This window comes from Pseudomonas sp. NPDC098747, from assembly GCF_044760045.1.
Lineage (GTDB): Bacteria > Pseudomonadota > Gammaproteobacteria > Pseudomonadales > Pseudomonadaceae > Aquipseudomonas.
This window is the reverse complement of the sequence record NZ_JBIWAL010000023.1, coordinates 83,098-95,983: the sequence shown is the minus strand read 5'-3', so window position 1 is coordinate 95,983 and position 12,886 is coordinate 83,098. Positions and strand designations below refer to the sequence as shown.

15 protein-coding genes and 4 tRNA genes are annotated in these 12,886 nt (G+C 57.7%); 6 read left to right on the top strand and 13 right to left on the bottom strand.

Annotated features, from left to right (window positions below; genetic code table 11):
* From tig to ACIQVE_RS16105, 5 genes are all read right to left on the bottom strand, one after another.
* A partial coding sequence (gene tig / locus ACIQVE_RS16125; RefSeq protein WP_402810060.1) for a trigger factor occupies positions 1-684 on the bottom strand: 684 nt, incomplete at its 3' end.
* Positions 685-1,085: 401 nt separating this feature from the next.
* Positions 1,086-1,161: transfer RNA gene (locus tag ACIQVE_RS16120), tRNA-His, on the bottom strand.
* A 76-nt stretch (positions 1,162-1,237) separates the two neighbouring features.
* A tRNA-Leu gene (locus ACIQVE_RS16115) sits at positions 1,238-1,322 on the bottom strand.
* A 57-nt stretch (positions 1,323-1,379) separates the two neighbouring features.
* Positions 1,380-1,455: transfer RNA gene (locus ACIQVE_RS16110), tRNA-His, on the bottom strand.
* A gap of 32 nt (positions 1,456-1,487) precedes the next feature.
* Positions 1,488-1,564: transfer RNA gene (locus ACIQVE_RS16105), tRNA-Arg, on the bottom strand.
* Between the two features lie 275 nt (positions 1,565-1,839).
* On the opposite strand from ACIQVE_RS16105, the gene folD reads away from it, so the two are divergent.
* Positions 1,840-2,694: a bifunctional methylenetetrahydrofolate dehydrogenase/methenyltetrahydrofolate cyclohydrolase FolD gene (gene folD / locus ACIQVE_RS16100; protein WP_402810058.1), complete on the top strand. Its 855-nt coding sequence runs from the start codon at positions 1,840-1,842 to the stop codon at positions 2,692-2,694.
* Positions 2,695-2,924: 230 nt separating this feature from the next.
* Entirely contained in the window at positions 2,925-3,863 is a 939-nt protein-coding gene (gene pbpG / locus ACIQVE_RS16095; RefSeq protein ID WP_402810055.1) for a D-alanyl-D-alanine endopeptidase, read from the top strand.
* A gap of 49 nt (positions 3,864-3,912) precedes the next feature.
* Here the strand turns inward: pbpG and ACIQVE_RS16090 are convergent, their stop codons facing one another.
* The 3 genes from ACIQVE_RS16090 to ACIQVE_RS16080 form a co-directional block, all read right to left on the bottom strand.
* Positions 3,913-4,116, bottom strand: a complete 204-nt coding sequence (locus ACIQVE_RS16090) for a hypothetical protein (protein WP_402810052.1) — start codon at positions 4,114-4,116, stop codon at positions 3,913-3,915.
* 12 nt (positions 4,117-4,128) lie between these two features.
* Positions 4,129-4,335 carry a DUF6021 family protein gene (locus ACIQVE_RS16085; RefSeq protein ID WP_402810049.1) on the bottom strand — a complete coding sequence of 69 codons (207 nt, stop codon included), beginning with the start codon at positions 4,333-4,335 and terminating at the stop codon, positions 4,129-4,131.
* A gap of 89 nt (positions 4,336-4,424) precedes the next feature.
* A complete protein-coding gene (locus tag ACIQVE_RS16080) occupies positions 4,425-5,150 on the bottom strand; it encodes a peptidase C39 family protein (protein ID WP_402810047.1) in 726 nt (241 codons plus the stop codon).
* 180 nt (positions 5,151-5,330) lie between these two features.
* Here ACIQVE_RS16080 and ACIQVE_RS16075 point away from each other — a divergent pair, with 180 nt between their 5' ends.
* A complete protein-coding gene (locus ACIQVE_RS16075) occupies positions 5,331-5,498 on the top strand; it encodes a hypothetical protein (RefSeq protein ID WP_402810045.1) in 168 nt (55 codons plus the stop codon).
* 259 nt (positions 5,499-5,757) lie between these two features.
* Here ACIQVE_RS16075 and ACIQVE_RS16070 read toward each other — a convergent pair whose 3' ends face one another.
* The gene (locus ACIQVE_RS16070; protein WP_402810042.1) at positions 5,758-6,507 is read right to left on the bottom strand and encodes a TerC family protein; all 750 of its coding nucleotides are present in this window, start codon (positions 6,505-6,507) and stop codon (positions 5,758-5,760) included.
* A 29-nt stretch (positions 6,508-6,536) separates the two neighbouring features.
* Positions 6,537-6,779: a hypothetical protein gene (locus ACIQVE_RS16065; RefSeq protein WP_402810040.1), complete on the bottom strand. Its 243-nt coding sequence runs from the start codon at positions 6,777-6,779 to the stop codon at positions 6,537-6,539.
* 150 nt (positions 6,780-6,929) lie between these two features.
* Here ACIQVE_RS16065 and nhaR point away from each other — a divergent pair, with 150 nt between their 5' ends.
* Positions 6,930-7,829, top strand: coding sequence for a transcriptional activator NhaR (gene nhaR, locus ACIQVE_RS16060; protein WP_402810039.1), 900 nt, complete (start codon positions 6,930-6,932; stop codon positions 7,827-7,829).
* Here nhaR and ACIQVE_RS16055 read toward each other — a convergent pair.
* On the bottom strand, positions 7,824-8,987 hold the full coding sequence (locus ACIQVE_RS16055; RefSeq protein WP_402810037.1) for an MFS transporter: 1,164 nt from the start codon (positions 8,985-8,987) through the stop codon (positions 7,824-7,826). The genes nhaR and ACIQVE_RS16055 overlap by 6 nt on opposite strands.
* 335 nt (positions 8,988-9,322) lie before the next feature.
* On the opposite strand from ACIQVE_RS16055, the gene sstT reads away from it, so the two are divergent.
* Positions 9,323-10,555 (top strand): serine/threonine transporter SstT, encoded by a 1,233-nt coding sequence (gene sstT / locus ACIQVE_RS16050; protein ID WP_402810035.1) that lies wholly within the window; start codon positions 9,323-9,325, stop codon positions 10,553-10,555.
* Between the two features lie 254 nt (positions 10,556-10,809).
* On the opposite strand, the gene ACIQVE_RS16045 is transcribed toward sstT, so the two are convergent.
* On the bottom strand, positions 10,810-11,319 hold the full coding sequence (locus tag ACIQVE_RS16045) for a DUF1993 family protein (RefSeq protein WP_402810032.1): 510 nt from the start codon (positions 11,317-11,319) through the stop codon (positions 10,810-10,812).
* 125 nt (positions 11,320-11,444) lie between these two features.
* On the opposite strand from ACIQVE_RS16045, the gene ACIQVE_RS16040 reads away from it, so the two are divergent.
* Positions 11,445-12,092 (top strand): YceH family protein, encoded by a 648-nt coding sequence (locus ACIQVE_RS16040; RefSeq protein WP_402810029.1) that lies wholly within the window; start codon positions 11,445-11,447, stop codon positions 12,090-12,092.
* Between the two features lie 130 nt (positions 12,093-12,222).
* Here ACIQVE_RS16040 and ACIQVE_RS16035 read toward each other — a convergent pair whose 3' ends face one another.
* Complete coding sequence (locus ACIQVE_RS16035) at positions 12,223-12,741, bottom strand: cupin domain-containing protein (protein WP_402810026.1); 519 nt, start codon at positions 12,739-12,741, stop codon at positions 12,223-12,225.
* Positions 12,742-12,886: the final 145 nt, after the last annotated feature.

The following is a 12,886-nucleotide window of genomic DNA, read 5'->3' as shown; positions in this document are numbered from 1 at the left end:
GACAGCCAGGTCCAGGTTCTGATAGTCCTCTGGGAAGGTCAGGTTCAGAACGCGCTCTTCGCCGGCTTTAGCGCCAACCAGGCCTTCTTCGAAGCCCGGGATCATGCGGCCGGAACCCAGTACCAGCTGAGTGCCCTTGGCGGAACCGCCAGCGAACACTTCACCGTCGACCTTGCCAACGAAATCGATGTTCAGTTGGTCTTCGTTCTGGGCAGCGCGATCGGCCACTTCAAAACGGGTGTTCTGCTTGCGCAGGATGTCGAGCATTTTGTCCAGGTCAGCGTCAGCCACGTCAGCGCTCAGGCGCTCAACGGTGATGCCTTCGAAACCGGCAACGGTGAACTCAGGGAACACTTCGAATACGGCAACGTATTCCAGATCCTTGCCAGCTTCCAGCGACTTTGGCTCGATCGCAGGCGAACCGGCAGGGTTCAGCTTCTGCTCAACCACAGCTTCGTAGAAGGAGGACTGGATGACATCACCAACAGCTTCCTGACGAGCATCAGCACCGAAACGGCGCTTGATTTCGCTCATTGGCACTTTGCCTGGACGGAAGCCAGCAATCTTGGCCTTTTGGGCAGTCTGCTGCAGACGCTTGTTGACCTGGCTCTCAATACGCTCAGCCGGCACGGTGACGCTCATGCGGCGCTCAAGAGCAGTAGTATTTTCAACAGAAACTTGCATGGATATTCCTCGTTGCACAGACGTTAGCCGGCCGTTTCCGACCCCAGAATCAAGGGCATGCATTCTAGTGGGTCAAACTCAAGAAGTCACCCTACTGAAAACGGGTAAAAAAACAGCAGGCAATTTATAGGAGCCGATGCACGGATGCGTCGCGCCCCCGAGGCGAATACAACCAATCACGCCAAGGCTCTGCGCCGTCTCTTCTATATATAGAAGAGACGGCCAATCATTCCCTGACGGCCGACCTTGCAAGCAAGCTCGACGAGCAGCACGGCATCATCGAGCAACATAAATTCGACGAAGCGCCCTGCCCTTGCGATTCGAAACCGGCAATCGCCGACTTTTCAAATCGCTAAAACAAAAAAGGCGCCAGACTGTTAAATCTGGCGCCTTTCGAAATATGGGGTGGACGATGGGGATCGAACCCACGACAACGGGAGTCACAATCCCGTGCTCTACCAACTGAGCTACGCCCACCATATTGCGTAACAAAAAAGCCAAACAACTTCTTTGTTGAACCCCATCAGCCCAAAGGCATGCATGAAGCTTTAATTGGTGCGGATGAAGAGACTCGAACTCTTACGCCTCGCGGCGCTGGAACCTAAATCCAGTGTGTCTACCAATTCCACCACATCCGCGGATGAAGCTTTTAAAACAAAAACGCCAGACCGTTAAATCTGGCGCTTTTCGAAATATGGGGTGGACGATGGGGATCGAACCCACGACAACGGGAGTCACAATCCCGTGCTCTACCAACTGAGCTACGCCCACCATATCGCGTTACTTGTGCCAAAGCTGCCTAATGGCGCACCCGGCAGGACTCGAACCTGCGACCATCCGCTTAGAAGGCGGATGCTCTATCCAGCTGAGCTACGGGCGCCTTATTAATCTGTATTCTTAAAGGACTACAAACTAAGTGCTTTCCAGTGCCGCGAAACCTTGATTCCGCATTACCTTCTTAACCAGTGCTAGGCTGTGCCCGACAAGTGCGACGAATAGTATAGAGCGCTCCAAAGGTCGTCAAATCCTTTTTGAAAAAAATTCATTTAATTAAAGGAGTTAGGGGAATTTGCTGACCAAGCGCCTTTGCCCTAACCGCTCGACATGCGAGAATGCGTTCTCATTTTTTCCCCTCTCGATGGTTAATCACGCGCAATGACTGCACAACTAATCGACGGCAAATCGATCGCCGCCAGCCTGCGCCAGCAGATCGCCAAACGAGTTGCCGAGCGTCGCCAGCAAGGCCTGCGCACTCCCGGCCTTGCGGTGATCCTGGTCGGCAGCGATCCTGCCTCTCAGGTTTATGTCTCGCACAAGCGTAAAGACTGTGAAGAGGTTGGCTTCCTCTCGCAAGCCTACGACCTGCCCGCTGACACCACTCAGCAGGCGCTGACCGATCTGGTCGACCGTCTTAATGACGATCCGGCAATCGACGGCATTCTGCTTCAGCTGCCGCTGCCCGAGCACCTGGATGCCTCCAAACTGCTGGAGCGCATCCGCCCGGATAAAGACGTCGACGGTTTCCATCCTTATAACGTCGGCCGCCTGGCCCAGCGCATTCCCCTGCTACGTCCATGCACGCCAAAAGGCATCATTACCTTGCTGGAAAGCACCGGTGCTGACCTTTATGGCATGGACGCGGTGGTTGTCGGTGCCTCCAACATTGTTGGTCGCCCGATGGCGATGGAACTGCTGTTGGCCGGTTGCACCGTGACCGTGACGCACCGCTTCACCAAAGATCTGGCCGGCCACGTTGGTCGTGCCGATCTTGTGGTGGTGGCCGCCGGCAAGCCGGGCCTGGTCAAGGGCGAGTGGATCAAGGAAGGTGCAATCGTGATCGACGTCGGCATCAACCGTCAGGAAGACGGCAAACTGGTCGGTGACGTCGTCTACGAAACCGCCCTGCCCCGCGCCGGCTGGATCACGCCAGTGCCTGGCGGTGTCGGCCCGATGACTCGTGCCTGCTTGCTGGAAAACACCCTCTACGCGGCTGAAACCCTGCACGCTTGAGTCGGTTTTTTCGCAGCATCAGAACCCCGCCTCGTGCGGGGTTTTTCATGCCTGAGAAAAACCACTAACCGTTCGCCGGAAACCCCTCTTTTTTCAGGTCTTTTCACGAGATTTTCAGGTCATTCAAACAACCATCGACAGATCTTCAGCCATACTCCTAGAATGCGACGCTTTGAAGAAATAACCCGTTACAAACCAACGGAATATCCAACCTTTATGAGTTCGCCCGCGTGAAAATTCGTCTTTCGATCCTGAGCCTGTTTTTTGCATTTACAGGCACATTCATCACGCCAACGATCAACGCTGCGGAAACCACCGCTGCCCCGCGTGACGCTTCGACACTGAAGATCGCTTCTGGCAGCGCCCTGCTCATGGATATGCAGACCAACAAAGTCATCTACTCCAGCAACCCTGACGTGATCGTTCCGATCGCTTCCGTCAGCAAGCTGATGACTGGACTGGTAGTGGTTGAAGCCCGACAGAACATGGACGAATGGATCAATGTCGATATCAGCAGCACGCCGGAAATGAGAGGCGTGTTCTCCCGAGTCAAACTGAAGAGTGAACTGCCGCGCCGCGAAATGCTGCTGATTGCCCTGATGTCGTCGGAAAACCGTGCGGCCGCAAGCTTGGCGCATCACTATCCGGGCGGCTACGTAGCGTTTATCGCGGCGATGAATGCCAAGGCGAAAGCGCTGGGCATGACCAGCACTCACTTTGTCGAGCCCACCGGTCTGTCACCACGCAACGTGTCTACCGCGCGCGACTTGAGCAAACTGCTGGTCGCGGCGCACAAGCAACCGCTGCTTGTTCAGTTGACCACCACCAAGGAAAAAACCGTGGCGTTCCGCAAACCCAACTACACCCTGGGTTTTCGTAACACCGACCACTTGGTGAACAAAGACAACTGGAACATCAAGATCACCAAAACCGGCTTCACCAATCAGGCCGGGCATTGCCTGGTACTGGTGACAAGCATGGGCAATCGCCAGGTGGCGTTGGTGATTCTTGATGCGTTCGGCAAATACACGCATTTTGCCGACGCCAGTCGCATCCGCAGTTGGGTTGAAACGGGCAAGAGCGCCAACGTTCCCGCGGTGGCCCAACAATACAAGGCCGATAAAAACCTCAAGAGCCGCCAAACTGGCGTGGTCGAAGCCTCCAAGTAAGCCGTATCAAAACAAAAAGCCCCGAATCTTCGGGGCTTTTTTATGCGCGTCAGTCGTTAGGCAACGGCATCTTGTCATCGTCAGGAATGCCATCGCCCCTGCTTGGATCCGGTGACAGCCCAGGCGCTACCAAGGGCCGGGCCAATGGATCACGCAATGGACTGTCCGGATCCAGCACAGGATCAACGTCCTTTTCAGGCGTCGTCGGCACGCTGTCGGGCTTTTGGTCATCGAAGCTTGAATCGGTACTCATACGCACCTCACATCAAGGTTTCAGATTGGCTAAAGGATCGTAGGGTTTGGCCGGCTTTGTTTCTTCTTCACCGGGCTCTACATCCAGTGGAGCTTTGGCGGGACCCACGGGATCAACTTGCGGATCGGCGACATCTGGCGAGTCTGGATCGAACCCCAGATCATCGCCTGAGGAATGCTCAGAAGAATGCGGGCCCTGCGGGGATGGGGAATTTGTCATGTCGCCTCCTTATTCACCCGCAAACAACGGGTTGTCACCTTGAGAGGCCTGCCGGGCGCAGTCGTGCCCGGCAGATGACGAACGGGGACTCAGTGCGCGGCCAGTGCCTTACGCGCTTGCGCTGCTTCCGGTTCTTGACCGGCCTGGGACAACTCGTCGGCAGCCTTGAGCCAGCGCTGACGATCAACGTCTGCGGGAAGCTGCGCTGGCTTCTGGATCAAGATGGCCCAGCCGCCGGACTTCTCGAAGGCCGATTCAAAGGCGCTGAAGCTCATCAACTCACGACGGTTCATGCCCGCGCGCAGCAGCACCTTCTGTTTATTACGGTCATAGCCGGAAAGGATCGCGTAACGCGGCTCAGCCCAGAATGCCGAACCCTCGCTGAACCGCACCATCACCGGAAAACCTGCGGCGACCTGGGTCAACAAGGCCGGCAAGTTTTTGTCCAGGGGATACACAACCATGCCGTATTCGCGGGCCAGGTTCTGGATGTTCTGTTGCAACTTGTCCTCGGCACCCGGCAGGCGCAGCGGTTTTTCCAGCAATCCCGGCGTGATCACGATGCCTTGCTGCGACAACAAACTGGCCAATACCTGCGGGCCGCTTTGATTGGCTTCGCCCCGATAGAACGTGCCGCTAAGCTCGACCCGCTCCGGCAGTCGCTTGACCTGCGGCGCGACACTGCTCGCACACCCGACCATCACGGCCGCGCATCCGGCCACCAACAGCGCCGCTCGAATTCGAGAAAATACCTGCACCTTTGTCACTCTCTGTTCAGACGCCGGCCATCGTGTTCCGGCAAGGTCAAGGATCATAGGACGCCGCAAGGCTGCGGTATAGCCTTAAACCGCAGACTTATCGATTGCATAGAGCGAACTGATTGGTCACCACCGACCTTTGGTCAATAGCCTGAAACACCCCAGTGACTAGACTGTCACTGAGACAGAGCGAATTGAAAAAGTGGGCGCCCGATGCAGGGCAAAGAGGAGGCACTGATGAGCCTGACCATGACCATCGTAATGCTGATTGCCGGCTGGCTGGCTGTTGCCACTGCCATGCTTTGGGGCGTGCTGCGAATTGCGCGGCGCCATCATCATCCGGTTCAGACCACGCCGATAGAGAAGGTTGAAAAGCATCGCGTACGCCATGCGACAGCGCATTGAAAGCTAAAAGCCCCTCACCCTAGCCCTCCCGAAACGTCGGACCGCCCGGAGGGAGAGGGAACTGACCGGGTTGTTCTTTCGAGGTTCACCGACCTGCAAGTCCAAGCCGAACTCAGGATTGAATGACCCGAAAATCGGCTCCCTCTCCCTCGGGAGAGGGCTGGGGTGAGGGGCGAGTTCTAAAAAACACCACAAATATCTAGTCGAAAAAAAACCGCCTGAACTCCAAGAGTTCAGGCGGTTTTCTAACGCTCAGCCGTTACGCAGCTTCAGCCAGCTTTCTCTGCTTGGCACGACGCGACAACATGTTCAGCACTTCAATCCCGGCCGAGAATGCCATGGCCGCATACACATAACCTTTCGGTACGTGGGCGCCGAAGCCTTCGGCGATCAGCGTCATGCCGATCATGATCAGGAAGCCCAGGGCCAACATCACCACCGTCGGGTTGTCGTTGATGAACTTGGCCAGCGGATCAGCTGCCAGCAACATCACCAGCACCGAAGCCACGACCGCGATAATCATGATCGGCAAGTGTTCGGTCATGCCGACCGCGGTAATGATGCTGTCGATCGAGAACACCATGTCGAGCACCAGGATCTGGCCGATAGCGGCAGCAAAACCCAAGGTGACGGTCGAGGTAGCCGACTTCGGATCTTCCGGCGCCGGGTCCATGCTGTGATGGATCTCGGTCGTGGCTTTCCACACCAGGAACAGACCACCGGCAATCAGGATCATGTCCTTCCAGGAGAAAGCCTGGCCGAGGATTTCAATCACAGGTTCGGTCAGCTGCACGATGAACGCGATGGTGCTCAACAGCGCCAGACGCAGGATCAACGCCATACCGATACCGATGCGGCGAGCTTTCTGGCGATGCTGCTCGGGCAGCTTGTTGGTCAGGATCGAAATAAAGATCAGGTTATCGATGCCGAGCACGATTTCCATCACGACCAGTGTGGCCAAAGCAACCCAGGCGGTGGGGCTGGCGGCGAGTTCTAACAGATATTCCATGGGTCAGTCCTGACTCTGTGTAAGACGGTTTAGATGGTCTTGGAGGAAGATTCGGATTGTTCCGAGTCTTTTTCCGATGGTTCTTTTTTCTCGATCAGCCCGCCAGTGGCGTCGCTTAATGCTTGCTCGGCGGCTTTATGGGTGTCGTCGATGGCTTGCTTGGCGCTTTCGGCCGCCTTGCCCATCAACTGCTGGGCGCTTTTCTCGGCTTGATCGCAACCGGTCAGAACCAGTAAAGACGTAAACATCAACACAGGGAAAGTGTATTTCATGAGGCTTCCTTCAAATAAACAGACAGGTCACAGACCGACCGTCGATGGCTGGGCATTCTAGGGAGGTAAACACTTCAGGAAAATTCGTATTTTTAGCGGCTATACTTCGGTTTTTACGAACCCAAACATTAATACAGGGGAAGCTAGCCGATGCTGAATTACCGACAACTGCATTATTTCTGGGTGGTCGCCAAGACCGGCAGCATCGTGCGTGCCTGCGAGCAGCTGAACCTGACGCCACAAACCATCAGCGGGCAGATTTCCCTACTAGAGCAAACCTATGGCATCGAGTTGTTCAGGCGGGTTGGCCGGCAACTGGAACTCACCGAGGCCGGGCGTCAGGCCCTGCCCTACGCCGAGCAGATGTTTCAACTGGGCGGCGAACTGGAACTGATGCTGCGCGCCCAGCCCAATGAACAGCAGATCCTGTTCCGCGTTGGCGTCGCCGATGTAGTGCCCAAGTCCATCGTTTACCGCCTGATCGCGCCGACCATGGAGCTGAGCGAACCGCTGCGCATTACCTGCCGCGAAGACAAACTCGAACGGTTGCTGGCGGATCTGGCGATCCAGCGCCTGGACCTGGTGATTTCCGACAGCCCGATGCCGTCGCACCTCGACATCAAGGGCTACAGCCAGAAACTCGGCGAATGCGGAATCAGTTTCTTCGCTACCGCCGAGCTGGCTGCGCGTTACGGTCAGGACTTTCCGCGCAGCCTGCACGGTGCACCGCTGTTGATTCCGGGACCGGAAACCGTGGTGCGCAGTCGTTTGCAGCGCTGGTTTGCCGAGCAGCAGATCCAGCCGCAAATCGTCGGCGAGTTCGATGACAGTGCCTTGATGCAGGCATTCGGCCAATCCGGCAGCGGGATTTTTATCGGCCCCAGCGTGATTGCCGAGGAAGTGAAGCGCCAGTACGGCGTCCAGTTGATCGGCCAGACCGACGCGGTGACCGAGTCGTTCTATGCCATCTCCGTGGAACGCAAGGTCAAGCACCCCGGCATCGTTGCGATTACCGAAGGTGCCCGACGCGAACTGTTTACCGCGCTATGACGCTTCGGCGCAGATTTCGCGCGGCTTGAGCGTCATCAGCACCATGGCGAGGAACACCGACAGCAGAATGAACCCTGCGGCGGCAAACCCGAGAAAGCCCAGACCCGCGCTGTCGATGACCCGGCCGCCCACCATCGCGCCCAGACCGATCCCCAGATTGGCCCCGGCGATGTTCAGCGATGCTGCGAAGGCCGGCGCTTCTGGCGCGGCTTTCATCAGGCGCACATGGCTGACCAGGAACAACGCCGCCTGAGTCACGCCCCAGATCCCCATCGCCACCGCCAAACCCAGTGGAGAATGAATATTCGGCACCAGCGACACCATGCCGGCAATCATGAACGCACAGAACAACACCGACGCCCCCAGCGGATGGCGGTCCACTGCGCGACCACCCAATGAGTTACCGATCAAGCCGACCGCACCGAAGCCCATCAGGCACCAGCCGACCACGGTGCCGTTGAAACCGGCGAGACGCTCAAGAATGTCGGCCAGATAGGTGTAAACGGTGAACATCCCGCTGAACACCAGAATCGACAGCACGATGTGGCCGATCATCAGCGGGCTGCGCAGGATCTTGAACTGCGAGCTGAAGCTGACCTGATGCTGGTGCAGATCGGTTTTCGGCAGGTACACAAACAGCAGCAATGCCTTGGCGAAAGCGATCACCGCCAAAATGCCAAACGCGCTGCGCCAGCCGAACGCATCGGAAATCAGCGTACCGACCGGAATGCCGAATACCGTGGCACAGACAATGCCGAAACCGATCTTGGCGATGGCTCGACCGGCAAAGTCAGGGCCGACGATGTCCACTGCCGTTTCACTGGCCAGCGCCCAAAACACCGGCAGTCCCAGCGCGGGGATCAACCGGGCAATCGCCATCACCCAGATGTTCGGCGCCAATGCGGCCACGGTATTGGCCAGACCGAACATGATCAGGATGCAGATAAACAGCTTGCGCCGCTCGAAGCGGGCGAAATACGCGGTCAGGAATGGGCCGAACAACGCGACGGTGAAAGCGAATAGAGTCACCAGCAGGCCGGCCTGCGGGATGGTGACCTCAAGGTCTCGGGCAATCGCCGGCAGCAGGCCGACGATAACGAATTCCGTGGTCAGCACCGTAAATCCGGCGGCGGACAACAGAAGGATGGGCAACAGCATGGGAAACTCCAACGAAACGACGACACCAGCGATGACCGGAAGGCCCGCTGGCAGAACTTGAAAATGAGGATGCGGAATATTAACAGAGTGTGTCCGGGCTGACTTGCACAAACCTGTCTATCTTGCTGACAGATCGAGTGGCAGATCGTCACATGCCTGAAGGATAAGGCCTACGCTGTGATAAAGTCCGCGCCCTGAAAAACGTACATCTGTTCAGCGGCCTGTTTAAGGACGTTGAATTTGAGTCAACACTTTCGCTGCGTGGTGGTGGTCTGCCCTGGTTTTGCCACCGCCTCACGCAACCTTGCACCCAATAAAAAAACAGAGATGCCGTCATGACCGCTTCATCCCCTTCTCTATTGCAACGCTTGAAAAACCTGAGCCTGGTCACGCAAATCGTGATTGGCCTGATTGCCGGTATCGCCCTGGCGATGTTCGCACCGGAAGCTGCGAAGTCGACGGCGTTTATCGGCAAGGTTTTCGTTTCAGCGTTGAAAGCCGTGGCGCCGATTCTGGTGTTCGTGCTGGTCATGGCGTCGATCGCCAACCACAAGCACGGCCAGGAAACCCACATCCGTCCGATTCTGTTCCTTTACCTGCTCGGTACCTTCTCCGCAGCAGCGGTGGCCGTGGTCGCGAGCATGATGTTCCCGTCGAATCTGGTTCTGGCCACCGAGAACGTTGCGGTTACGGCGCCGGGCGGTATCGGTGAAGTGCTGCAAAGCCTGCTGCTGAGCGTGGTGGATAACCCGGTCAGCGCGCTGATGAACGCCAACTTCATCGGCATTCTGGCCTGGGCGATCGGCATGGGCATCGCGATTCGTCATGCCGGTGACACCACCCGCGAAGTACTGGGTGATCTGTCCAACGGCGTCACGGTAATCGTGCGTGTGGTGATTCGCTTCGCCCCCTTGGGGATTTTCGGCCTGGTGGCTTCGACCCTGGCCACGTCCGGTTTCGGCGCGCTGATCGGTTATGCGCACCTGCTGGCGGTGCTGTTGGGCTGCATGCTGTTCGTGGCGCTGGTGATGAACCCGCTGATCGTGTTCTGGAAGCTGCGTCGCAACCCGTATCCGCTGACCCTCAAATGCCTGCGCGAAAGCGGCATCACCGCGTTCTTCACCCGCAGTTCGGCGGCGAACATTCCGGTCAACCTGGAATTGAGCAAGCGTCTGGGCCTGCATGAAGACACGTACTCGGTATCGATCCCGCTGGGCGCGACAATCAACATGGCGGGCGCGGCGATCACCATCACCGTGCTGACCCTGGCCGCTGTGCACACGCTAGGCATTGCCGTGGATATTCCGACGGCGATCCTGCTCAGTGTCGTCGCCGCGATCTGCGCATGCGGCGCCTCGGGTGTGGCCGGTGGTTCGCTGCTGCTGATACCCCTGGCGTGCAGCCTGTTCGGCATCCCAAGCGAGATCGCCATGCAGGTGGTTGCGGTAGGCTTCATTATTGGCGTACTGCAGGATTCCGCCGAGACCGCGCTGAACTCCTCCACCGACGTGCTGTTTACCGCAGCGGCGTGCCTGGGTGAAGAAGAGAAAGCTCGCCGCACCGCGTAATTTCGGTGCGATAAAAAGCCCGCCAAGGTGTGAACCTTGGCGGGCTTTTTTGTGGCTGAAATCTTTCCCCCCTCACCCCAACCCTCCCGAAACGTCGGACCGCCCCCAAGGGGCGAGGGGGAAAGGGAGCTGATCTTCATGCTATTCAAGACCGGAGTTCGACTCAGACTTTCAGGTCGATGCTGCTCGCACGAACGACTCGGTCAGTCCCCTCTCCCCCCGGGAGAGGGTTAGGGTGAGGGGCTCTTGGCGATTTAGAACGCGCCCATGTAATCGCGTTTACCCACTTCAACACCGTTGTGACGCAGCAAGGCGTAAGTAGTGGTGACGTGGAAGAAGAACTGCGGCAGGCCGTAAGTCAGCAGGTAAGACTGGCCACTGAAGCGCTTCTCTTTCGGCGTGCCCGGACGGGTGACGATTTCGATGCCTTCCTTGCCATCGATCTGCTCAGGCTTGATCTCGCCGATGAAGGCCAGAACCTTGGCGATCAAGGCTTGCAGCTCGGCGAAGGTGGTTTCGCTGTCGTCGTACTTCGGCAGTTCGACTTCAGCCAGACGCGCGGAAACGCCTTTGGCAAAGTCCACGGCAATCTGCACCTGACGGGTCAGCGGGAACATGTCCGGGAACAGGCGCGCTTGCAGGAAGGCGTTCGGGTCGATGTTTTTCTCGGTGGCGTGGGCTTCAGCCTTTTTCAGTACATCGCTCAAAGCGTTGAGCATTTGTTGAAAAACCGGGACGGATGCGGCGTACAGGGAAATGGTCATGGCAGTCTCGTGTAGTGGCTGGGTGGAGCATGGGGGCGATTATAGCCATGCTTGATGACCACGCGGCTTGCCTTTTGTTTGGCAAGGATTAGGCTAGGCGCCTTCGACTGCTGAGGGAACGCGCGATGACCACCGAAACAGAATCCACCTTCGACGAACCACGCCTCAACGCCACGGAAATCCGCATCCTCGGTTCATTGATCGAGAAACAGGCCACAAGCCCGGAAACCTACCCGTTGACCCTCAACGCACTGGTCACTGCCTGCAATCAGAAAACCAGCCGTGAACCGGTGATGAACCTGACCCAAGGCCAGGTCGGCCAGAGCCTGCGCGCTTTGGAAGGTCGTGGTTTCGCGAAACTTGTTATGGGCAGTCGTGCCGACCGCTGGGAGCACAAGGTCGACAAGGCGCTGGAACTGGTGCCGGCGCAGGTGATTCTGACGGGGCTGCTGTTTCTGCGCGGGCCGCAAACCATCAACGAACTGCTGACCCGCAGCGGGCGCATGCATGATTTCGAAGATGCCGAACAAGTGCTGCATCAGCTGGAGCGTTTGATCGCACGCGGGCTGGCGGTGTTGATTCCACGTCAGGCCGGGCAGCGCGAGGACCGTTACACCCATGCGCTGGGTGATCCGGCGGACATCGAGGCGATCCTGGCGGCGCGGCAGAATCCTCAGGAACGCGGCGCGGGTGGCGGTGTTTCGGTGGAGCGTATCGAAGAGCTTGAGGCGCGGATTGCAGCGTTGGAAGAGCGTCTGGCGCGTCTCGAATAAACACTGAAAATCACTGTGGGAGCGAGCTTGCTCGCGAAGAGGCCGTGTCAGTCACATCCTCTTTGGATGACACACCGTCTTCGCGAGCAAGCTCGCTCCCACAGGTTATGCCCCGGACAGCAAATTTGCGTCATTCCCCATCCCAGTAATCCACGCCATCCGCCTGTCGCGCCACGGCGACAAAGCCTGAAACATTGCCTTCTGCATCCATAGAGAAGTTGTCCATCACCGCATATTTGTTCGAATCCGGGTACTCACAGATATCCGGCTGCTGCTGAGTGCTCACCGCCAGATAGCGCAATTCGCCCGCGCTGGTGTTGATGATCTGATGCGCCATCTCCGGGCCGCCCGCTGGACAGGCAATCACATCACCTTCCCGGATCGGGAATCGCTCGGCGCCAAGACGCACCTCGCCCTCCCCGGCCACCACGTAGAACATCTCTTCATTGACCCGATGGCTGTGAAACGGGCTACCGCGCATGCCCGGCGGCAGCGCATACAACCGATAACCGAGTTTCTGCGCACCCAGTTGCTGGCCGATCCGCGCTGAGCGTTGTTGGTAACGCGCGGCGGTTTCGCCTTCGGGAGACAGGGCTTCGGGCAGCGGTTCGAGTTCGACCTGATGCAGATTGAGAATGCGCGGGTGCATGCTGACCTCGGTTTTTGTTGGTGGGCAAGTCTGTGCTTGCTGGAGGAGCAGTATAGGCAAACAGATACACCGCAGTGCCTTCATCGCTGGCAAGCCAGCTCCCACAGGGATCTCCGGTGAACACAATACCTGCGTATCACCAAGA